Source organism: Neorhizobium sp. BT27B (genome assembly GCF_050455485.1).
Taxonomy (GTDB): domain Bacteria; phylum Pseudomonadota; class Alphaproteobacteria; order Rhizobiales; family Rhizobiaceae; genus Neorhizobium.
Genome location: NZ_JBCIYT010000015.1, coordinates 80301 through 101559, shown reverse-complemented (window position 1 = coordinate 101559; position 21259 = coordinate 80301). Strand labels below are relative to the sequence as shown.

The following is a 21259-nucleotide window of genomic DNA, read 5'->3' as shown; positions in this document are numbered from 1 at the left end:
GGCTCACACTCCATCGAAATTCTGCCGCCAGCGCAGCAGGACGCGCTCCAGCAGGCGCACGACAAGATCGGCGCTTAGGCCCAGAAAGGCGTAGATGATCAGGCACAGGATGATAATATCGACCCGGTAGACCTCGCGGGCATGGGTGATCAGATATCCGAGCCCGCCCTGCGCATTGACCGTTTCGGCAAACACCAGCGCCAGCCAGGCAGACCCCAGCGAATAGCGCAGGCCAACCAGCAGGTTCGGCAACGCACCCGGAAGAATGACCTGAAAGATCAGCGCTGCCCGCGAGAAGGACAAGGTCTTTGCCACCTCGACCAGCGTGCGGTCGACATTGCGGATGCCGGCAAAGGTGTTGATGTAGAGCGGAAAGGTGACGGCAAAGGCGACGAGCGTGATCTTTGGTGTTTCGTCGATGCCGAGCCAGATGATCAAGAGCGGCACGAGACCAGCCCATGGCAGGGTGCGGGCCATCTGCATCGGCGCGTCGATAAAATCCTCACCGATTCGCAACAGACCGGACACCAGCGCAAGGCCGATACCGATCACGAAGCCGAAACTGAAACCCGTCGCCACGCGATAAAGCGACAGCGACACGGCTTCAGCAAATTCGCCGCTGGCAATCAGTTCGCCAAAGGTGATCCAGAGAGCGTGTGGTCCCGGCAGCAAGTCTTCGGAAATCCATCCGAAATGGGTTGAGCTCCACCAGAGGAAGGCCAGAACTGCCGGCCCGAGCGCCTTTCCGACGCCCGGCGGCAGGCGCGATTGGCCCCGCCCACTGGACGGCACCAGCCTGACGAGGTCCGGATGGCCTCCTTCGTGACTGACCGGCTCCGCGCGGTCGATCTCCGGAAAGCTTGAAACCGCGGCCATCAGTTGGTCTTCGCCAGCTTCTTGTTTTCCGCCTCGATGACCTCACCAAAGTCCCTGGCGACATAATCCTCGACCTTGAAGTCCTTGCGGAACTGGCCACCCTCATGGAAATAGGTCACCTGCTTCTGCCAGCCGGCAAGCGCCTGCGGATCGGTGGCCGGCGCATGCTCGACGCGCGAACGGCTGGCCTGCAGATGGGCGGCCTCGAGCGAGATTTTCGACAGTTTCGACACCTGCTGCGCCCATTCGGCCGGATGCGCGTTCACCCAGGCCTGCGCGCGCACGATGCGGGCGGTGATATCCTTGAGTGCCGCCTTGCGAGCCGGATCCTCCAGCGAGGAGGTCGGCACGTAAACGACACCGGCGGTATCGATCACCCTGCCGAGCGGCTGCAGAATGCGCGCGCCATGCTGCTGCTGCGCGATGGCGGTGTTGGGATCCCAGACAACAAAAGCATCGACCTGGCTGTTGACCAGTGCCGAAAGACCATCGGTGGTGTTGAGATTGAGGATCAGCTTGGGATCGAACGGCAGGCCGGCCTGCTGCAAGGCCGTGGCGAACTGATAATGTTGCTTGGTAAAGTAAGGAAGCGCGACCTTGCGGCCCTTCAGGTCAGCCACCGTCTTAAGGTCGGAATCGCCGCGCACCAGAACGGCGCTGCCGCTTTCCTTGCGCTCCCAGGTGGCGGCGACGATCGTCACCTTGACGCCGTTGGCGATCGCTGCCAGCACGCCGGTATCGCCGCCAGCGGCGATGTCGACATGGCCGGCGCGCAGCGCTTCGACCAGCGGCGGAGTGGAATCGAAATCCGCCCAGTTGATCTTGTAGGGAAGATTATCGACTTCTCCGGCGGCAATCAGCTGGCGGTGAAGGCCGGTCTTGTTGGGGGTGCCGACGGTCAATGTCACGCCACTGAGATCCGGTGTATCCTGTGCCTTCGCGCCGGATGTGGCGGCAATGGCAAAGCTGGAGGCCAGCGTCAGTGCCAGGCCAAATTTTTTCGCCGCTTGGCTGAAATCGCGCAATATCGTCATGCTAAGCTCCAGTGCTTGAAGGGGAGCAAGACCGGGGCTCACCCGCGCATCTCGCTGACAGACAGCCTAGGAAAACGCCGAATTGCGGTTAAGCAAGAATAGTCTATTATGTTTATGTATTTTAAAAACACCTTCCCCACTCGTGCCACATGGTGAGCCGCCTGCGCCTTCGATGAACACCCCGCCTGCCCTAGGCTCAGGTGGTCAACTCACGAAGAGGAACCTCACCATGAGCACGAAGACCATCTCAATCGAGACTTTCCGCACCTGGCTGGCCGATGGGCAGGAACTGGCCGTTCTCGATATCCGCCAGCCCGAAGAGGTCGGTTACGCCTCCCCGCTGTTCGCTACCAACCTGCCGGCGGCGAAGGTCAAGGGCGACATCGGGCGTTTCGTGCCGCGGCCGGTCACCCGCACCGTTCTTCTGGATGGTGGTGACGGACAGGCGCAACGGCTGGCGAGCGAACTGGCGGCGCAGGGACGCGGACAGGTGTTTGCGGTGGAAGGCGGCATCCCGGCATGGACGGCGCAAGGCGAACCCGAAAGCCTGCCGACCTTCGATATACCCGGCCGCGATTTCACGCTCGCCGTCAGGGACGAGCGCAACACGCCCGTCATTTCCGCCGAGGAATTGAAGGCACTGAAAGACAAGGGCGAGGACGTCATCGTCATTGACACGCGTACGGTGGAAGAGTTTGCCCGTGATCATGTGCCGGATGCGATCGGCATTCCGGGCGCCGAACTGCTCCTGCGCTTCAAGGACGTCGTTCCCTCGGAAAAGACGAAGGTCGTCGTCTCCTGCGCCGGAATTCCGCGCGCCATTCTCGGCGCCCAGACGCTGATCGATGCCGGCATTGCCAATGACGTTTCCTATCTCGACGACGGAACCAAGGGCTGGACCCGCGCCGGTCTTCAACTCGAAACCGGCAAGACCCGCACCTATGACGAACCAAGCGATGCCGCCCGCGACTTCGCGCGGGTACATCTCTCCCGTTTGACCCGTGACGACAGCTTTCCGGAAATCGACCTCTCAACCGCCCGGTCCTGGGCCGCCGATGCCGATCGCACCACCTATCTTCTTGACGTCAGGACGCCGGAGGAATTCGCGGCGGGCCATCTGCCCGACACGTTGTCGTCCGAGGGCGGACAGCTGCTTGGCGTGACCTATCGCACCATCGCGGTTCGTGGCGCACGGGTCGTGCTGATCGACGACCGGCTCGGCGTGCGGGCACGCACCGTCGCGCACTGGCTGCAAAGGCGCGGTTTCGAGATCGCCATCCTGCTTGCCGATTTCGACCGGGAAGAATTGAGTCGCGTCGCCTGACAGGCGCCTGATCCGGTTCGCCGCAGTTATCGCCCTGGCGGACCGGACACCCTCTGCGGCGAGATGGATATTTCCTGACAAAGCGCAAATTCGAAACACCGTTTCCTTGTCCGATGCGCCATCACCAATCTACTGTTTTTGTATATTTTGAGAGCACCCGCAAATCACGGGGGCCTCGCACCTCATGGGGGCTCATATGCCGATCCTTTCCCGCCGCCACCTGCTTGCGCGCTCCGCGCTTCTGCTGGCGGCAACGTCCTCGTCCGGTCTCGCCGTTGCCGGCCCGCCCGCCGCTGCCGACAGTGCCGAGCCGCAACGGGGTGGCACTCTGGTGGTCATGACGGCCGTGCAGCCGCCGCAGCTCGTTCCCTTTTCTCCGGACGGTTCGCGCAGCATCGGCCCCAAAATCATCGAAGGCCTGCTGCGTTACGATTTCGACCTGACACCGAAACCGGCGCTCGCGACCGAATGGACCGTTGCACCTGACGGACTGACCTACACGTTCAAGCTCCGCAAGGGTGTGAAGTGGCATGACGGCCAACCGTTCACCGCCGCCGACGCGGCATTTTCGATCGGACTATTGAAGCAGATCCATACGCGTGGCCGCGCAACATTCGCCAATGTCGAGAAGCTGGAAACCCCGGATGAGCACACTCTGGTGCTGCGCCTGTCAAAGCCAGCTCCGTATCTGCTGAACGCCCTGGTCGCAAGCGAGTCACCGATCGTTGCCAAGCACATTTATGAGGGCAAGGATGCGGCGGCCAACGGTGCCAACAACCGACCGATTGGAACCGGACCGTTCCGCTTCGTCGAACTGGTCCATAGCAGCCACCTCGTGCTCGAGCGAAACCCAGATTACTGGGATGCCGGCAAGCCTTACCTCGACAGCCTGATCATCCGCTTCATTTCCGATGCCGGCGCCCGCGCCATCGCGATCGAAACGAAGGAAGTCGACATTGCCGGCGGCACATTGATCCCGTTGAGCGAAGTCGAGCGCATCAAGGCACTGCCGCATATCGTGATCGACGACCGCGGCTCCGTCTTCGATTCCGGCGTCAAGCGTATCGAGTTCAACCTCGACAATCCCTATTTCAAGGACCTGCGGGTTCGGCGCGCCATTGCCCATGCACTGGACAAGACGGTAATCCGGAACGTCATCTGGTACGGGTTCGGGCAGATCGTCGCCGGCCCGATCAGTCCCGATCTTGCGCCGTTCCGCACGGAAGGCCTGCCCACCTACCCGTTTGACCTGAAAGCCGCCGAGGGGTTGCTCGACGAGGCCGGTTTTCCGCGCAAGACCGGCGGCATCCGTTTCTCGGTCATTCACGATTACCGGCCATCGACCGAAGGCGACAAGCGCACGGCGGAATACGTCAAGCAGGCGCTGGCCAAGATCGGCATCGACGTCACCGTGCGCAGTCAGGATTTCGCAAGCTACGTCAAACGCGTTTATACCGACCGCGACTTTGCCTTCACCACCAATTCGATGACCAATACATTCGACCCGACCGTTGGCGTCCAGCGGCTTTACTGGTCGAACAATTTCAAGCCGGGCGTGCCTTTCTCTAACGGCGCGCACTACGTCAACCGCGAGGTCGACGCGCTTCTGGAAAGTGCCGCCATCGAGATCGACGCCGGTCGTCGCAAAAAACTCTGGGACGAGATCCAGACCAAGGTCGTGACCGACCTGCCGGACATCAACCTCCTGTCGGATTTCGATTTCACCTATCTCAACCGCCGTGTCGTCAACGCCATCACCGATGCCTCCGGCATTTCCGGTGATTTCGCCACGACCTGGGTGAAACAGTGAAAGATGCTGCCATGACCACCGCAACCCTGACCAGACAGATCTATTACACCCGTTGTCCTGCCCCGACCGCGACAGGCGTGGGTGCCGGACTTGGCGTCCTGCAGAAAGCACTTGAGGCCAGCGGCTTTGCGCCAAGCGCACTTCAGGACGTCACCGACCCGGAGATCAGGCGCCACCATTTCGAACATGGCATCGCCAACCTGATACGCGAGGGCGGCAATATCCCGGCGATCTGGCCGAAAAGCCGCGGCGCGCGCACCCGTCTTCTCGGCATCACCTGGCTGGACGAGATCCAGGCGATCGTCGTGCGGCCCAATTCCGGTTTCCAGAGCATCAGGGATCTGGCAAGTGCCCGGTTTGCCGTGCCGGTCTCGGCCGGTGACCGGCTCGACGTTGCCGGGATTTCGGCTTTCCGCGGAATAGATCAGGCGCTCGGCACCATCGGCCGGCAGCTGTCAGATGTGAACCTTGTCGAGGTCGCGCATCGGCCGACACCACCCGGCGAACGCGGTGGCGAACATTTCGATGATGAACTCGAGGCGCTCGAGAATGGCCGTGTGGACGCGGTCTGGCTGAAAAGTGCTGTCGGCGCAGCGGCGATCATTTCCGGTCGTGTTCGGCCCGTCCTGCGGCTCGATCACGTCGTTAATCCGCTCGTCAGGGTCAACAACGGCACACCGCGCACGCTGACCTTCCATGAGGATTTCATTGCCGACCATCCGCAGGCGGTGCGCGCTGTGCTTTCGGCCGTAACGGAAGCCGTGCACGCGATCGGCGAGGATCGCCAGAAACTCTGGGCGATCCTCGCCGGAGAAACAGGACAATCGGCGGCCGATGCGGAGATCGCCTTCGGCAGCTTTTCGACCGCCAACCTGCTGCCGACGCTTGCGGAAAACAGGCTGGAAGCGCTGCAGCATCAGGCCGATTTCCTTTTCCGGCAGGGGTTTATTCCCAACGACGTCGATGTTCGCCAATGGGCGCTGCATCAGGACGATAACGCATGATTGGTCGCACGGCGGGTTATCCCTGCGCCGCCTGGTGCACCCCAGTCAGCAAGATCGCTAGCACTCCGCCCAAAGTGAGGATGCAATGACGAGACCGCGCCGCGACAACCAGCAACAGGCCAGCCTGGACCAGATCGATCGGGAGATACTGGGGATTCTCCAGAAGGATTCGACAGTCACAGTTTCCGACATCGGCGAGTTCGTCGGGGTTTCTGCCACGCCCTCCTGGCGGCGCATACAACGGATGGAGGACCGGGGCATTATTCGCCGTCGCGTTGCCATTCTTGATGCCGACAAGGTTGGGGCCGGCGTCACCATTTTCGTTTCGATCTGCGCCGCCACCCACTCCGAAGACTGGCGACGACGTTTCGTGGAAGCGATCGAGCACATACCCGAGGTAACCGAGGTCTATCGAACGAGCGGCAACACCGACTACGTCCTCAAACTGGCAGTGCCTGATCTGCCGGCCTACGACGCGTTCTGCAGAAAGCTGGCATCCCGAGTGGAGCTGAGGTCGGTCTCTTCGATGTTCGCCATGGACCGGATCAAACAGACCACGGAACTGCCACTCGGATATGTCGTGCCAGCGCAGCGTGGGCGATGAGGCATGGCACGCCGCTTTTCAGCGATGGTCATCAGAGTTTTTTCAGGAATGCAATCAGCGCATTGCGTTCGTCTTCCGTGAGCACGAACGGCGCCAGCAATGGCGACACGGACGCCATATTGCGCGCAACCGGATCGGCCTCCTCGGCCTGATCACGAACCCAGGGCGAGCCGCCGCCACGCTCGTAAAGGCGGATGACCATATCCAGATCCGCAAAGGCGCCATTGTGCATGTAAGGGGCCGTGCTTGCCACCGCGCGCAGGCTTGGCGTGCGAAACCGGCCGGCATCCGACGGATCGCCCGTGACTGAGAACCGTCCAGTATCGGCGGCCGCTTCACCGGGCATGGCGAGGCCGGTATTGTGAAACGCTTCGTCGGTGAGCGCTGGTCCCGCGTGGCACATGCCGCAACCGGCCTTACCTGAAAATATCCGCCGTCCGGCCAATTGCTGCGACGTCAGGCTTGGCTTTTCGGCCGCAGCTGCATGGCGGGAGGCTTCATCGATATCGCGAATGTAGGCTGCAAGTGCTTCCCCGATGCGCGTCAGGGTTATCTCCGGCGATCCGAAAGCCCGAGCGAAATCGCTTTCGTAGTCCTCCGCCAAGCGAATGCGGACGACCAAAGCGTCTGCGGAAACATTGCCCATTTCATCCGGGTCGAACAGCGGTCTCTGCACCGCGGCTTGAAATTCGGCCTCCGCTCCATCCCAGAAATAGGTGGCGCGGCGCGATACCGACAGCAATGTCGGCGTGTTGCGCCGCGTTTGTATTCCGCTATCGCCAATCGATCTCGCGCGACCATCCGTAAAGGACCGCGATGGCATGTGACAACTCGAACAGGCCGTCTTGCCACCTTTGGAGAGGGAGGGATCGGTGAACAGGCGCGCACCCAGTGCGGCAAGCGAGATTTTTTCCGGCGGAGTTCGGCTCTCTACCGCATCCCGTGCCACGATCGGAGTGACGCCGATCAACAGAATTAAAGTGGCAAGCCGTGATCCAAGCAATCGCCTCTTCGGCATGATGTCAGCGAACGGCAATCAGATCGCGGATTTTTCGAAACTGCGATTCCTGATGCTCGCCATAAGCGACCTTGTCGAAAAACCGGCCATGCCGGTCCATCAGGAAAATCAGCGCTGTATGGTCCATCGTATAGTTTCCGCCGCTGGTCGGCACCTTTCTGTAGGTGGCCTTGAAGGCCCGCGCCATGACGGCCACCTCTTCCACCGTGCCGGAAAGCCCGACGATGCGTTCATCGAACCAGCCCAGATATTCCTTGAGGCGTTCCGGCGTATCGCGCTCGGGATCCACGGTGACGAAAACCACCCTGAAATCCTCGGCAACGGTTCCGAGTTCGGACAGGCTCACCGAGATTTCGCCAAGCGTGGTCGGGCAGACTTCCGGGCAATGGGTGAAGCCGAAAAACAGCGCATAGGGACGACCGGCCAGATCCTTTTCCGTAAAGGTCCGGCCATCCTGGGCCTTCAGCGTAAACGGCCCGCCGAGATCCACGTCCTGCGCCTTTACTACCCCGGCAAGCGCGACCAACATTATGGCGCCCCAAAGGCCGATGACAACTCTTTTAACGGTCAGCCGTGACAATCCGGAGCCTCCTGATCGAGATAGACTTCGAAGGCGACATTGGCGGCCCAGCGGCCAATGCGGGTCTTCCACCCTTCCTTCGTATTGAAGCCGGCCACAGCCTGCCCAACTGCATTCGCCAGCGCCTCCGGCACCTGTGGCGAGACCGTGACGGCCAGAGTGGCTGGCGCTTCAGGCGGCAAGGTGGCCGAAAATTTCTGCCAGTTCTTTTCCGCAAACAGCTTGTCCAGCACGGGCTGTTCATGAATGGCTGCATCGCAGTCACCGGTGCGGACCCGCATCATGGACCGCGCCGGCGCCCGCTCTTCGCGCACCTTGGCGCCGAGATCTTGCGCCAGTTTTCTCGACCGCTCGTTTGCCTCCGCAATGCATACGGTTTTGCCGCGCAGATTTCCCCATTGGCGAATGCTGGTATCGCTGCGCATCGCAACGCTCAGTCCGGCCGTCGCACCGGCCGCAAAGGTTTTCTGGTTTTCAGCTGGCGGGCCGGTTTCGCTGCCGATTGTCAGATCCACAAGCCCCTCCGCCAGCGCTTGTTGGCGATCGCCGGCAGCAACGCGGACGAACTCGACTTCGCGCACCAACCTTTTGCCGATCTCCCGGCCAAGATCGATCTCGAAACCTTCCTCCGTATAAAGCCGCGTGTCGGTGACACGCGGTGTCGGAGGAATATAAGAAACGCCGATCTTCAGGACTTGCCCGGCGCTGGCATGTGTGCCCGTCAAAAGCGGGGTCGCGACCACCAGCATGGCAAGAATACGGCTGACCGAGGCGCCTGAGCCAATCGCAATACGCGGCATTTGCTCTGCCGCGGGCAAGGGATTTCTGTTTGTCATCCGCCGATCCTAACGTCAGGCGAAGGGCATCTAAGAGAATTATTCTTCCAGCATGACAAAGAATAAATTTGTTCGGGCGCTCGTATTCGAACAGATGCGCGCGACGATGGTGACCATTCCAAAATACGGATCACATCCGAAATGATCCGCCTCATGCAACCCTGACGAATAGCAAAATAATTCATCGACTTTTTTCGTCGATGGTTGCGCGTCTGCCGTGAAGATTGACCATCCCGAATGCAGCCAACACTCTCCGCGCCATTGAATAGCCAATGGATCAGGAGAAACCACATGTCTCGCAGCAAATTTTCCTTACGCTTCCGTGCCGCCGCGCTGGGTGCCGCAAGCCTTGTCGCAATCGCGTTCGCCCTGCCTTCCGAAAGGGCAAGCGCGGAAACGGAGAAGCTGACGCAGATCAATCTGCAACTGCGCCCATGGACAGTCGTGGCGGAAAAAAAGGGGTTTCTGAAGGAGGAATTCGACAAGGTCGGCGTACCGAGCGTCAACCTTATCGCATCAGGCACGGCCGAACTGATCGGCGCTGAAGCCGCCGCCGTCAACAATGGCGGCATCGCGATTGCCCAGCGCATGATCTATCCGGCCACGGTGCATCGCGCCAATGGCCTCGACGCGGTGATCATCTGGGAATCGGAGCCCTCCGACAAGTTCCGCACGCCGATCCTTGCCCGCGTTAACGACGACAGCATCAAGGACGTGAAGGATCTGGAAGGCAAGAAATTCGCCTCCAGCCGTGTCAGCTGCTATTTCACGTCGCCATTCGAGATATTCAACAAGGCCGGCATTCCGCTCGACAGTCGCCTGAAGGTGGGCAAGGTGCGTTATCAGTCGATCGACAATTCCGCCGCCACCAACGCCGCCCTTTTGAGCGGTGCGATTGACGCCACGGCCGCGCATCTGGCTGTCAACAGTGCTGCAGCACTCTATCTGTCCGGCGAGGTCAAGGTCGTCGGCCGTTCACCCGATGATGGTGTTTATGTCAATGGCGCGGGTCGCGTCTCCTATTTCGCCAAGCGCGATTTCGTCGACAAATATCCGGAAGCGGTAAAGGCGTTCCTGATTGCCCATGAACGCACCAAGGAATGGATTGCCGCCAATATCGACGAGTCGGCGGAAATCATTGCGGAAGGCACGCGTGTGCCGGTGCACATCGCCAAATTCCAGATCACCGATCCGTCCACCTACGAATTCATGAAGGGTGAGCACAGCGCCGATAATGCCCGCAAGAGCATCCGTGATTTCCAGGCCTGGTATGTCGCCAACGGCGACGACATCTTGACCGAGCGCGCGCTGAGCAATGAACAGATCCACGCATTCGTCGATGAGCGTTTCTTCGCCGGCGGCTCGCATTCCATCTACGAGTGATCGACAGGCGCGGCGCCATCAGGTGCCGCGCCTTGCCCTTCCCCAAGGGTAGAGCGAGTTTTCGCCGCCCGGATCGAAATCGACCGAGGACAAAATGACGAATTTGAGTATTGCGACGGATCTTCAGGCCGAGCTCGTCGGAGCCGAGCGGCGGCGCCCGAACTATTTTGGCTTTCTTTCCCATTTTAATGGCATTGGCCTCATCCTCCCGGCCATCGTTCTCGGCTTCTGGCAAGCGTCGGCCAGTTTCGGCTGGGTACCGCCGGTTTTTCTGCCGGCCCCGCTCACCGTCGTCAACGCGTTCTGGACCATGCTCACGCGCCAGAACCTGCATATCGACTTCATCGAATCCATTTCGATCGTATCGCAATCCTTCATCTATGGAGCGCTGGTCGCGGTCGCGCTGGGCGTCGCCGCCGGTCTTTCCAGCAAGGTCGAGCGGTTTTTCGGGCCGACCTTTGATACGATCCGCCACATTCCCGGCATTGCATGGCTGCCGCTGATCGTGCTGTGGCTCGGCATCGGCGCGCCCGCAAAAATTCTCGTCATTGGCAAATCGGTGTTCTTCCCGGTGTTTCTCAACACGCTGCAGGGCATCCGCAATGTCGACAAGAACCATATCGAACTGGCACGCGTGCTGACGCTGACGCGCTGGCAGTTGATCCGCAAGGTCGTGCTTCCCGCTGCCGTTCCCAGCATCATGGTGTCGTTGCGCTATTCGGCCGGCCTTGCCTGGGCTCTGGTTGTAGTGGCCGAAGGCCTAAGCGGCTTGCACGGCATCGGTTTCCTGATCTTCCGGGCGCAAGGCCTGCTTCTGACAGACCAGCTGGTGGTCTGCATGATCATCATCGGCCTTGTCGGGTTTGCGATCGACCGCGGCATGTACGCGCTGCAAAAACGGGTGCTGCGCTGGAAACAGGGTTTTGACGGCTGAGCCGTCAGGACCAACCCTCATTTCGAACGCAGCAGGAGATAATAATGGCCGATCAAGGCAATCTTGAAATCCGCAATATCGACAAGACCTATCTCGTCGACCAAAAGCCCTTTCGCGTGCTGTCGAATGTCAGTCTCGACGCACCAGCCGGCAGTTTCGTTACCATTGTCGGGCCGTCCGGCTGCGGCAAGTCGACACTTCTGCGACTGATCATCGGGCTCGATGACGGTTACGATGGCGAAATCCATCTCGATGGCAAAAAAGTGTCCGGCACCAGCCTGTCGAGGGGGATCGTCTTTCAGGATCACCGGCTTTTGCCGTGGCTGACGCTGGAGCAGAACATTGCGCTCAGTCTGGAAAACTCGACATGGAGCGCGGAGAAGAAAAAGAAGGCGATCGATGACCATATCGCTCTCGTCGGTCTGCAGGGTTTTGAAACAAGTTATCCGCACCAACTGTCCGGCGGCATGGCGCAGCGCGCGGCGATTGCACGAGGACTGGTCAATCACCCGGAAGTGCTGCTTTTGGACGAACCGCTCGGCGCCTTGGACGCATTGACACGGCAGAGGCTGCAAGGCGAGCTGGAACGGATATGGAAGGCGGAAGGCGTCACCATGATCCTTGTCACCCACGATGTCGACGAGGCCATCTATCTCAGCGACCGGGTGGTGGTGATGGCTGCAAATCCCGGCCGGGTGGTCAAGGATTTCGTGGTGGATATTCCAAAACCGCGCGACCGCGCCAGCCATGCGTTTGCCGATCTCAAACAGCAGATCCTCTCCGCCATGGGCGAAGGTGCGCAATTTGCCGAGGCTGCGGAATGAGGTCTGGTTATCGTCGGCTTGCGTCGGTTCTCGCCATTGTCGGCACCATGATGATCGCGCCTGTTGCGGGCGCGGTCGATACGCCGCCGAGCACGGACCTTCCCGATCTTTCCGCAATTCGCGCCAAGATCTATGCCGACCGCTATCAGGACGCCATCGTTGATCTCGAAGCTTTGACCACCAGCGTCAAGCATGCCGACCTCTACAACCTGCTCGGTTTTGCCAACCGCAAGCTCAAACGCTACGACGAAGCGGCAAAATGGTACAAGGAAGCCCTGTATTATGCACCGGATCACCGTCCGGCGCTCGAATATCAGGGCGAACTCTTTATCGCTCTCGGAGACCGCGATGCCGCTCAGGCCAATCTCGATCTGCTGGCCTTGTTTTGCCCGCAGGGCTGCATTGAAAAAGACACCCTTGCCAAGGCCATTGCCGCCGCGGGCGAGCACCAGCACTAAGGTCGCCAACTCAGGTCTCCATCCAAGGTGGTGGCGCGTCTTTTTTGATGGCAGGAATTTCCGCGCCAGAGACACCGGACGATATCAACCGCCTGTTGAAAAGGCCGCTGCTGGAATGCCGATCTAAATCTCTGGCGGATAATGGGCGCTCGTTGGAAAAATATTGCCATCGCACCGATTAATATACAAAATAACTGGATTATTTTTCTGGCGATGAACTCGCCTGGGCAAGGAGGTTAGGCCATGACGACCACCGATCTGCTGGCTGCCGCACGCGGACGGCAGCGCCTGCGACTGCCCACCCTGTCACGCCTTCCACCGCTGACGGCGTTGCGGGCTTTCGTTGCAGCCGCCCGTCATGAGAGTTTTTCCCGCGCCGCCGAGGAACTGCACGTTTCCACGGCCGCCATCGGCCAGCAGGTGCGTATTCTGGAAACGCATGTCGGACAGACATTGTTCAGCCGTCAGCGTGGCGAACTCGCGCTGACCGATGCGGGGGCTGCCCTTTATCCCGGCCTCGCCGATGCCTTCGAATCCATGATCGACAGCCTGTCCGGCCTTATTCTGTGCAGCGCACGGCCGTCACTGGACCTGCTGGTCGATTCCGCCTTCCTTGCCCGCGTTCTCGCGCCGCGTCTGGGGCATCTGCGCGGTGGGCTGGCGGATGTCGACATGACCATCTCGACCCGGGATTGCGGAAAATTCGATCCGGGCCGTTTCGACGCCGACGTCGCCATCCTGCCGCTGCTGGAGCCGGTGCCCGGTTTCATCTGCGAGCCGCTGTTCAGCGATGCGGTTGTTGCGGTCTGCACGCCACAATTTGCCGAGCGACATGGCCTGGAAAACGCACCCGAGCGCCTGCGCGACAGCTCCATCGAAATCCTTGCCGACGGTGGCAATGATCCTGCTTTCGACTGGTCTCACTGGCTGCGCGCCTGTGGTTTTGCCATTCGCTCGTCCAGGGCCGCTTTCCGCCTTTCCCAGCAGACCGCTCTCATCGAGACCACGCTTGCCGGGCACGGCATTGCACTGGTTCGCCAATCGCTGGTGATCGAGGAACTGGCGAGCGGACGGTTGACCTGTCCGTTCGGCTCACCGCAACCGACCCGCAGCCGCTACCATCTCATCACTAGCCCGGAACGACGCCGGCAGCCGGAAATGGCCTTTCTGCTCGCCTTCCTGCGCGGTACGGATACCCCGAATATGGCAGTCGCCTGAAACGACAGGGCCGGCATCGAAAACGCCGGCCCCTCTTGCGGTCTCAGGCGATGTTCTGCAACGCCTCTTCGCCGGCATAGAGGCTCTGCGGCCGCGGCAATCCATAGTGATCGCGCAGCGTATTGCCCTCGTAATCCTCCCGGAACAGGCCCCGCTTGCGCAGGATCGGCACAACTTCGTCGACAAACGCATCGAAACCGCCCGTCAGCCACGGCGGCATGATGTTGAAACCGTCCGCCGCATGCTGGTTGAACCATGTGGCGATCCAGTCTGCCACCTGTTCCGGCGTGCCGGCAATCACCTTGTGGCCGCGCCCGCCGGCAAGCCGGTGCAGGAGCTGCCGAATGGTCGGGTTTTCGCGGTCGATGACATCAAGCACCAGCTGATGACGGCTGCTTGCCGCGCCGGATCGTGTTTCCTCCACCATGTGAGGCGGGATCGGTTGGTCGATATCGGCACCATCCAGATCGATGCCGGTCATCCGCCGTAGCTGATTGAGCGAGAACGACGTCTGGATGAGATCGTTGAATTCCGCCTCCAGCCGTTTCGCCTCTTCCTCCGTGCCGCCGATAAACGGACTGATACCCGGCAGAACCTTGATGTGCTGCGGATTGCGCCCGAGAGCGGCGGCCCGTGTCTTGATATCGCGATAGAAGGACTGCGCGCTTTCCAGTGTCTGATGCGCAGTAAATATCGCCTCTGCATAACGGGCGGCAAAATCGCGGCCGTCTTCAGAAGACCCCGCCTGCACATAGACCGGCCTTCCCTGCGGCGAACGGGACACGTTCAGCGGCCCTTGAACGGAGAAGAATTCGCCCTTGTGCGCGATCGCATGGATGCGATCCGTCTCGGCGAACAGGCCGCTCTCTTTGTCGGCGACGATGGCGTCGTCTTCCCAGCTGTCCCAGAGTTTCGTGACGACATCGACAAATTCGGCGCCACGTCTATACCGCTCCGCATGGGCGGGATGGTGGTCAAGGCCAAAATTCGGCGCCGCATTGGCAGCCGAGGTGGTGACGATGTTCCAGCCGACACGCCCGCCGGAAATATGATCGACGGAGGCGAACAGGCGCGCCAGATTATAGGGCTCGTAATAGGTGGTCGAGGCCGTGGCGATGAAGCCGATCTTTTCGGTGACGGCTGCAAGTGCCGCAAACGTGGTGATCGGCTCCAGCCGGTGGCGTGCCGAATAGCGGATATTGCCATCAAGGGCGGGTGCATCGGCGAAGAACAGCGCATCCAGTTTGGCCGCCTCGGCGCGCTTCGCGATCTCCTGATAGAGACGGATATCGGTCACGCGTTCCGGCTCTGAATCCTTGTAGCGCCACGCGGCCTCATGATGACCACCCGGGTAGATGAAGGCGTTGAGGACAAGCTTCTCGGAATTCCTGCTCATGGCGTTTCCCTTTCCTATCGTGTTGGCGCAATGAATGCGCATCGCCGCAGCGAGACGGACCGAGGCGATGCCGCTTGATCAGCTGGTTTCTGCGAGCCATGCGCGGGCAAGATTGCTGCTGAGCCCCTCGGCCCCGAGCGCGTAATCCTTCACGCGGGCGCTGCCGACGACCGGCTGGATGGGCGATGCAAGATTGATGACGGGAAGGTCTTTCGCGACGATGACCTGAAAGTCCTTGAACAGCTGCGCCCGTTTTTCGACATCCGGCTCCACCGACGCCGCTTCGAGCAGACGGTCGACCTCGGGGTTCTCGTAATGGCTGGCATTGGAGAACGGCAGGCCGATCTTGAAATTCTTGCTCCAGTAGACGCGCTGCACGCCGGCTGTCGGATCGAATGTATTGGACAGCGATTCAACCGAAAGATCCCAGGCGCGGTCGGTGTAGACGATCTTCACATAGGTGCCAAAATCGAACTTTTCGATTTCCGCATCGATGCCGACCTTGATCAGAGCGCGGGCGATGAAATCCGAATAGGTCTGCGGGTTGAACGGGTTTGTGGTGACGCGCAGCTTGAAGCGCTTGCCGCCCTCCTTGCGCGGGAAACCGGCCTCGTCGAGCAGCTTTTCCGCAAGCGCGGTATCGAACTTGGCAAAACCGATGTCGGGATTGTGGAATTTCGCAAGGCCCGGGCTGATCGCGGTCGGCGACGGGATCGCGTAACCGAACAACACGATATTGATCAACGCCGGTACATCGATGGCATGCGCGATGGCCTGACGAACCTTCAGCTCCTTGAGGTAGCTGTTCTCGAGGTTGATCACCAACTGGTTCTGCTGGCCGGCATAGGCATAGATGCGATCGTCGACGCGCAAGGTCGAGGACGCCTTGAAACGCTCGAGATCGGCGAGCGGCACCGGATTGGGGCCGATATCCCCCTCGCCCGTTTCCAGTGCCGCCGCCCGCGCGCCGGCATCGTTGATGAGGCGCACGATGACGCGTTCCAGATAGGGGCGCGGGGCATCCCAGTAATCCGGGTTACGCTCCAGCAGGATATGGCTGCCGGGTACCCATTCCTTCAGTACGAAAGGACCGCTGCCGATGATCTGCTCGGTTTTCGGATTGTCGACCGGCTTGAAGGTCTCGAAGACGCGTTTGGGCACGATCGGCGATTCCGAACCGGCCAACGCCGTGATCAGCGCCGGCGATGGCTTGGCGAGTTTCAGTTTCGCCACCAGCGGATCGGACGTATCAATCGCCTCGACCTGCGAGAAGATGGCACGGCCACGCGGATGCGCCTCCTTGAGGCGCAGGATAGAGAAGGCAACATCGGCAGACGTAACCGGTTTTCCATCGTGGAACTTTGCCTTGGGCTGCAGATGGAAGACATATTCCAGCCCGTCGGCGGAAATGCTCCATTCGCGCGCCAGATTGGGTTTCGGGTTGAGGTCGTAGTCGTAGCTCAGCAAGCCATCGAAAATTTTCGAGCCGATGAATTGCGGACCACCGGCGCTCGTGTTGATGGCAACGAGCTGGGTCGGCTCGGGAAAGTAGACGATCTTCAGCGTGCCGCCGGAAACCGGCTCCTCGGCTGCGGCAAAGCCACCACCTGGGAGCGAGACGAAAGCGCCGGCAGCGAGCGCGATCTTGTGAAACTGGCGTCGGGAAAGAGACATGGAGGCTCCGGTCGTTGGCGGTTCAATGCAGTTGCGGAAAACCATGACGCTCTGCGAGCAGCGCCAGGATGTGTTTGGTGTCGGAAACGAAGCGCACGCCATCGTGTTCGCCGGCATCGTCCGGCACTTGGCCTTCGCCCGACAGGACGAGCAGTGGAAGGCCCTGGTTTTCCGCGCCAACGGCGGCGATGACCGCCTCACGCGGGCGCGCAAAAGGCACGCGGCGAACATCGAGCCGGCTGGCAAGATCCGGGAAACTGGCCAGCAGTCCCTCGACCTGATTGCAATAGGGGCAGACGAACTGCGTGCCGGGGCGCTTCGGGTCCTCGAAACCCGGAGCGATCAGAAAAAGTGTATCCTTGGCCATGGTCTCCAACATGCTTGGAGGAGCGTTTCCGCTCCGGGAGACAGACCTTGCCGAGCGTCGGGAGCCCGCGCCAGAAAGCTATTTTTGCAGCGGCAGCAAGAAAATATTTGTGCTGTGATTGGCGTGAAACAATGTTTTTCCGTGGATTTGCAGAGGCAACGGGAATTGCGCGCCATGGGGTGGCAGCGCAATCAGGTTTCGCGGAACTGCGATCACACGATATGGCGGCAAACCGGGCATGCCGTTGAACAAAAGCAAAAAATCCCGGCAGATGGGCCGGGATTTTTTCAAGGATAGCGATGCCGCCACGCCTCGCGGCAATGTCCTGTCACAATCTCAAACCGGCCTGTTTCATCAGGGGCAGGATGCGCTCCGCGAAATAATCGAGATCCTCGCGGAAGTCATAGAAGTTCAGCTGCACGCCATCGATGCCGGTCTTCTTCAAAGCCGCGAACTGCTCCACAACCTGTTCAGGCGTGCCGATGATTTCAATATTGCCGCCCAGATTGCGGCCCTGCTTGTGACGTGCATCGCCACGCCCGCGCCAGGCATGAGCATCACTGTCGTAATTGTTGGTGGCAAAGGCCCGCGTCGTCGGGTTGGGCTTGCCGGCCTCGATCGCATCGGCAAAGGCAAGCGCCTCCTTTTCCGTATCGCGCGCGACGACGATGGGATTGATGATCGTCTTGATCTGCCGCCCGTGGAAAGCCGCTCGCGCCTTCAACGTTGCTATATGATCCGGCAGGGTTTCCAGCGCGCTATCGATATGGGCGCCACCGGGTGACGTCACGAAAACCAGATCGGAATACCGCGCGGCAAAATCGAAGCCGGCAGGAGACCCCGTCGCCGTGACAAGGTTGGGACGACCATAGTGCGGTTTCGGTGTTATCCAGCCATTGCTGATGGCCCAAGGGTTGAGCTTGCCCTCGTAGGAGAAATTCTCGTCCGCCGTCCACAGCGTGTGCAGCACCTCGAACAGTTCCGCCGCCATCTCGTAACGTTTGTCGTGGTCGATGCGCTGCCAGCCGAACATCTCGTGTTCGACAGCCCGATGCCCCGTGACGATGTTGATGCCCCAGCGCCCCTTGGCAATATGGTCCAGCGTTGCACCATATTTGGCGAGATGAAGCGGGTGCAAAGGGCCGTACAACACGTGAATGGTGGAGATCAGCAGGATGTTTTTGGTAATCGCCGCCATCGCCCCGAGCGTGATGAAACTGTCGAGTGATGATGCGCCATCGTACCCGCCTTTCGGCAGCCATTGCGTACGGCTGAACGCGATTTCAAATCCCAACTCGTCGGCTCTCTTCACCAGCTCGGCATTGTAATCAAAGGTCCAGCTGTTGCTTGTCGGTACGCTGGAGAAATTGATGTCCTGCAAATTGAGAAACAGGCCGAGCATCAGCGGTTGCTTCGCGGCACGGCTGAGGGGGCTATCTTCGAAATCGAATGGTCCGCTGCGGGATTGAAGGCGATCACTTTGGGCGGCCAATGCCATGTTGGTATCTCCTCATTCGGGTGCTGTGAGACCGACATCACCATCCGGTGTCGGGAATTTTTTCGCTGCCGCAAAGCCGGCTGCAGATTGCCACAAGGCATTGGAACCAGAGCACGGCCATCGTGCGAGAAGGCTAGGACAATCGCCAAATAAGCTGCAGTTATTATATACTATTATCGGTCCGGAAGAGCGCTGAATATTGCGGGGCAAGTACGACATCGGGAATGATGATGCTGTCGGCGCCATCCTTCGAACACCCGATTTCCGCGCCGGCAGACTGCGGCTGGGACAACAGAAAGCGGTCCCTGCAATTATTTTCTACTCTTTTGATAGATAATTGAAACGCCGTTTTCCAACCGCTCCATTAGACGCACGTCAGCTCTTTGAACGCCACTCTCATCTCGGCGACACTGCACAGCGATCCGCATACGCACACCGTGACGCGGACAAGAACGAGCATTTTTGAAAAAAATGGGGGAGTTGAAGCGCATGTCCGAGCGTCTGCAAGTGATCGACATCCATACGCATCTCTGGCCACCGGCATGGGCACCGGGAGGCGCGCGCGCCAAATCGCACTTCAATTTCCCGAAGGAAACCCTTGACCGCATCACAAGCCCGCAGATCATGATCGATGAATTCCGGCAGGCAGGTGTTGAACTGGCTGTTGTGACCGCCACGATCGAGAGCCTCTACGGCCATGAAGGCCCTGTCGATTTCGCGGGCGTGCGGGAAGCCAATGACTGGCTGGCAAAGTTGCAGCAGGACTATGACGGCATTGTCGCATTCGGCGTCACCGATGCCTTTGTCGGCGACGAAGGCGCACGCGAAGCCGAGCGAGCGATCACCGAACTCGGCCTCTCCGGTCTGGTGCTCGATTCAGCGCGCGATGGCCGGTTTATCGGCGACACTGCCGTGAGGCCGACACTGGAGGTCGCCGCCCGCCACCGCGTTCCGGTATTCGTCCATCCGGTCTCGCATCCACAGGCAGATGTTCTGATCAAGGGTGCGGGAACGCTTGGCAATTCGGCGGGGCGCGGGCTGATCAACAGCGTCGCCTTCCTGTCGGTCATCCAGTCCACGTTGCTCGATGATCTCCCCGATCTGCATCTGGTTTTCGCGACGCTTGGCCTCGGCGGTATCGTGCAGGCATCCCGTGGCGGCCGCTACAGCCGTGCGCAACGGCAAGCAAACATCCGCCCGAACATCTATTTCGATACAATGGGCGATGATCCGGCGATCATCCGCACGCTTGTCGATTTCTTCGGCGCCGAGCGCGTGCTGGCCGGCACCGATTGGCCGATCCTGCCAGCCTTGCGACATGACAATCTGCAAGCCAGCCTGCAGGAAGCCGGATTGAACGAGGCGCAACAGCGGCTCGTTGCTGGCGGCAATGCCCGGCGGCTTCTTGATCTGCATTTGCAAATGGCGGTGGCTGCTGCAGAATGATGTCGCGTCCCCTTCCTATTGGAAGGCCCATCTGGCAGCGCAGTGAAACCATATTGATCACCTTGAAATTTTGGTAGGAAAAATGTCCATCGCCCACTCCCCGATTGCCGACAAAACAGACCCTGCCCACACGCTTCTGCATCGGCGATACGGAACAGACCAGCCGTTTGAACCAGACGCGTGGAACGACAGCCTTGAAACCATCCTCTCGCACAGGACCGTCAGGACCTACCTGCCGAAACCCGTGCCGGATGAAATCGTCCGACTGGCGGTGTCGGCGGCACAATCTGCACCCACGTCATCCAATCTGCAGGCGTGGAGCGTGGTTGCGGTCAGGGATCCGCAACGTCGTGCAGCACTCGCCGATCTTGCCGCACCAAACCCGCAGATCCTGTCGGCTCCGCTGTTTCTCCTCTGGATCGCCGACCTGTCACGATTGCGCAAAATCACCGTACAACATGGCAACTCCGGTGAAGGGCTCGATTATCTCGAAAGTTTTCTGCTGGCATCGGTCGATGCGGCACTCGCTGCCCAGAATGCATTGGTGGCGTTTGAATCACTGGGTCTCGGCACCTGTTACATCGGCGGTATGCGCAACCATCCGGCCGAAGTCGGCAAGCTTTTGAACCTGCCGCCGGAAGCTTTCGCTGTGTTCGGCATGACTGTCGGTTATCCCGATCCGGGTGTCGAAACGGATATCAAGCCACGGCTGCCGCAATCCGCAGTGCTGCACCATGAGCAATATGGTGAAACCTCTGCCAAAGATGCGCTGTCAGGCTATGACGACACCCTGCGCGCCTTCCAGAAAGGCCAGGGCATGGCCGTGCGCGGCTGGAGCGAGGTCGTCGCAGCCCGCGTTGCCGATAAAGCTGCCTTGAAAGGCCGCGACCTCCTAACCGGCATCGCTCGTCAGATGGGCTTCAAGATCAGGTAACAATCGTATCCGCCCCCGCACCGATCGGGTTGGGGGCGGCA

21 protein-coding genes are annotated in these 21259 nt (G+C 60.2%); 11 read left to right on the top strand and 10 right to left on the bottom strand.

Annotated features, from left to right (window positions below; all coding sequences use genetic code 11):
• Positions 1–3: 3 nt before the first annotated feature.
• Both AAIH70_RS27485 and AAIH70_RS27480 read right to left on the bottom strand, forming a co-directional pair.
• Complete coding sequence (locus AAIH70_RS27485; RefSeq protein WP_430037031.1) at positions 4–876, bottom strand: ABC transporter permease; 873 nt, start codon at positions 874–876, stop codon at positions 4–6.
• Positions 876–1910, bottom strand: a complete 1035-nt coding sequence (locus AAIH70_RS27480) for an ABC transporter substrate-binding protein (protein WP_430037028.1) — start codon at positions 1908–1910, stop codon at positions 876–878. The genes AAIH70_RS27485 and AAIH70_RS27480 overlap by 1 nt, the downstream gene beginning before the upstream one ends.
• 229 nt (positions 1911–2139) lie before the next feature.
• Here AAIH70_RS27480 and AAIH70_RS27475 point away from each other — a divergent pair, with 229 nt between their 5' ends.
• The 4 genes from AAIH70_RS27475 to AAIH70_RS27460 all read left to right on the top strand — a co-directional run bounded on the left by AAIH70_RS27475 (position 2140) and on the right by AAIH70_RS27460 (position 6652).
• Positions 2140–3234, top strand: coding sequence for a rhodanese-like domain-containing protein (locus tag AAIH70_RS27475; protein WP_430037026.1), 1095 nt, complete (start codon positions 2140–2142; stop codon positions 3232–3234).
• A gap of 196 nt (positions 3235–3430) precedes the next feature.
• Positions 3431–5044 carry an ABC transporter substrate-binding protein gene (locus AAIH70_RS27470; protein WP_430037022.1) on the top strand — a complete coding sequence of 538 codons (1614 nt, stop codon included), beginning with the start codon at positions 3431–3433 and terminating at the stop codon, positions 5042–5044.
• A gap of 11 nt (positions 5045–5055) precedes the next feature.
• A complete protein-coding gene (locus AAIH70_RS27465; RefSeq protein ID WP_430037019.1) occupies positions 5056–6048 on the top strand; it encodes an ABC transporter substrate-binding protein in 993 nt (330 codons plus the stop codon).
• A gap of 124 nt (positions 6049–6172) precedes the next feature.
• Positions 6173–6652, top strand: coding sequence for an Lrp/AsnC family transcriptional regulator (locus AAIH70_RS27460; protein WP_430037134.1), 480 nt, complete (start codon positions 6173–6175; stop codon positions 6650–6652).
• A 31-nt stretch (positions 6653–6683) separates the two neighbouring features.
• On the opposite strand, the gene AAIH70_RS27455 is transcribed toward AAIH70_RS27460, so the two are convergent.
• Genes AAIH70_RS27455 through AAIH70_RS27445 form a run of 3 tightly spaced genes read right to left on the bottom strand, consistent with a single transcriptional unit; the run spans position 6684 to position 9086 of the window.
• On the bottom strand, positions 6684–7655 hold the full coding sequence (locus tag AAIH70_RS27455) for a cytochrome-c peroxidase (RefSeq protein WP_430037016.1): 972 nt from the start codon (positions 7653–7655) through the stop codon (positions 6684–6686).
• A gap of 19 nt (positions 7656–7674) precedes the next feature.
• The gene (locus tag AAIH70_RS27450; protein ID WP_430037013.1) at positions 7675–8199 is read right to left on the bottom strand and encodes an SCO family protein; all 525 of its coding nucleotides are present in this window, start codon (positions 8197–8199) and stop codon (positions 7675–7677) included.
• A 38-nt stretch (positions 8200–8237) separates the two neighbouring features.
• Positions 8238–9086 carry a transporter substrate-binding domain-containing protein gene (locus AAIH70_RS27445; RefSeq protein ID WP_430037010.1) on the bottom strand — a complete coding sequence of 283 codons (849 nt, stop codon included), beginning with the start codon at positions 9084–9086 and terminating at the stop codon, positions 8238–8240.
• A 291-nt stretch (positions 9087–9377) separates the two neighbouring features.
• On the opposite strand from AAIH70_RS27445, the gene AAIH70_RS27440 reads away from it, so the two are divergent.
• The 5 genes from AAIH70_RS27440 to AAIH70_RS27420 all read left to right on the top strand — a co-directional run bounded on the left by AAIH70_RS27440 (position 9378) and on the right by AAIH70_RS27420 (position 13903).
• Positions 9378–10469, top strand: a complete 1092-nt coding sequence (locus AAIH70_RS27440) for an ABC transporter substrate-binding protein (RefSeq protein ID WP_430037007.1) — start codon at positions 9378–9380, stop codon at positions 10467–10469.
• A gap of 94 nt (positions 10470–10563) precedes the next feature.
• Positions 10564–11403 carry an ABC transporter permease gene (locus AAIH70_RS27435; protein WP_430037004.1) on the top strand — a complete coding sequence of 280 codons (840 nt, stop codon included), beginning with the start codon at positions 10564–10566 and terminating at the stop codon, positions 11401–11403.
• Positions 11404–11447: 44 nt separating this feature from the next.
• Positions 11448–12227, top strand: a complete 780-nt coding sequence (locus AAIH70_RS27430; protein WP_430037001.1) for an ABC transporter ATP-binding protein — start codon at positions 11448–11450, stop codon at positions 12225–12227.
• Positions 12224–12685: a tetratricopeptide repeat protein gene (locus AAIH70_RS27425; RefSeq protein ID WP_430036998.1), complete on the top strand. Its 462-nt coding sequence runs from the start codon at positions 12224–12226 to the stop codon at positions 12683–12685. The genes AAIH70_RS27430 and AAIH70_RS27425 overlap by 4 nt, the downstream gene beginning before the upstream one ends.
• Before the next feature lie 243 nt (positions 12686–12928).
• On the top strand, positions 12929–13903 hold the full coding sequence (locus tag AAIH70_RS27420; RefSeq protein WP_430036995.1) for a LysR substrate-binding domain-containing protein: 975 nt from the start codon (positions 12929–12931) through the stop codon (positions 13901–13903).
• A gap of 43 nt (positions 13904–13946) precedes the next feature.
• On the opposite strand, the gene AAIH70_RS27415 is transcribed toward AAIH70_RS27420, so the two are convergent.
• The 5 genes from AAIH70_RS27415 to AAIH70_RS27395 all read right to left on the bottom strand — a co-directional run bounded on the left by AAIH70_RS27415 (position 13947) and on the right by AAIH70_RS27395 (position 18838).
• Positions 13947–15299 (bottom strand): LLM class flavin-dependent oxidoreductase, encoded by a 1353-nt coding sequence (locus AAIH70_RS27415; protein ID WP_430036992.1) that lies wholly within the window; start codon positions 15297–15299, stop codon positions 13947–13949.
• Positions 15300–15377: 78 nt separating this feature from the next.
• Entirely contained in the window at positions 15378–16973 is a 1596-nt protein-coding gene (locus AAIH70_RS27410) for an ABC transporter substrate-binding protein (protein ID WP_430036988.1), read from the bottom strand.
• Between the two features lie 22 nt (positions 16974–16995).
• On the bottom strand, positions 16996–17340 hold the full coding sequence (locus AAIH70_RS27405; RefSeq protein ID WP_430036985.1) for a DUF3088 domain-containing protein: 345 nt from the start codon (positions 17338–17340) through the stop codon (positions 16996–16998).
• A gap of 78 nt (positions 17341–17418) precedes the next feature.
• Positions 17419–17649 carry a hypothetical protein gene (locus AAIH70_RS27400; RefSeq protein WP_430036982.1) on the bottom strand — a complete coding sequence of 77 codons (231 nt, stop codon included), beginning with the start codon at positions 17647–17649 and terminating at the stop codon, positions 17419–17421.
• A gap of 19 nt (positions 17650–17668) precedes the next feature.
• Positions 17669–18838 carry an LLM class flavin-dependent oxidoreductase gene (locus AAIH70_RS27395; protein ID WP_430036979.1) on the bottom strand — a complete coding sequence of 390 codons (1170 nt, stop codon included), beginning with the start codon at positions 18836–18838 and terminating at the stop codon, positions 17669–17671.
• A 489-nt stretch (positions 18839–19327) separates the two neighbouring features.
• On the opposite strand from AAIH70_RS27395, the gene AAIH70_RS27390 reads away from it, so the two are divergent.
• Both AAIH70_RS27390 and AAIH70_RS27385 read left to right on the top strand, forming a co-directional pair.
• The gene (locus AAIH70_RS27390; RefSeq protein WP_430036976.1) at positions 19328–20284 is read left to right on the top strand and encodes an amidohydrolase family protein; all 957 of its coding nucleotides are present in this window, start codon (positions 19328–19330) and stop codon (positions 20282–20284) included.
• 82 nt (positions 20285–20366) lie between these two features.
• Complete coding sequence (locus AAIH70_RS27385; RefSeq protein ID WP_430036973.1) at positions 20367–21218, top strand: NADPH-dependent oxidoreductase; 852 nt, start codon at positions 20367–20369, stop codon at positions 21216–21218.
• The last annotated feature ends 41 nt before the right edge of the window (positions 21219–21259 follow it).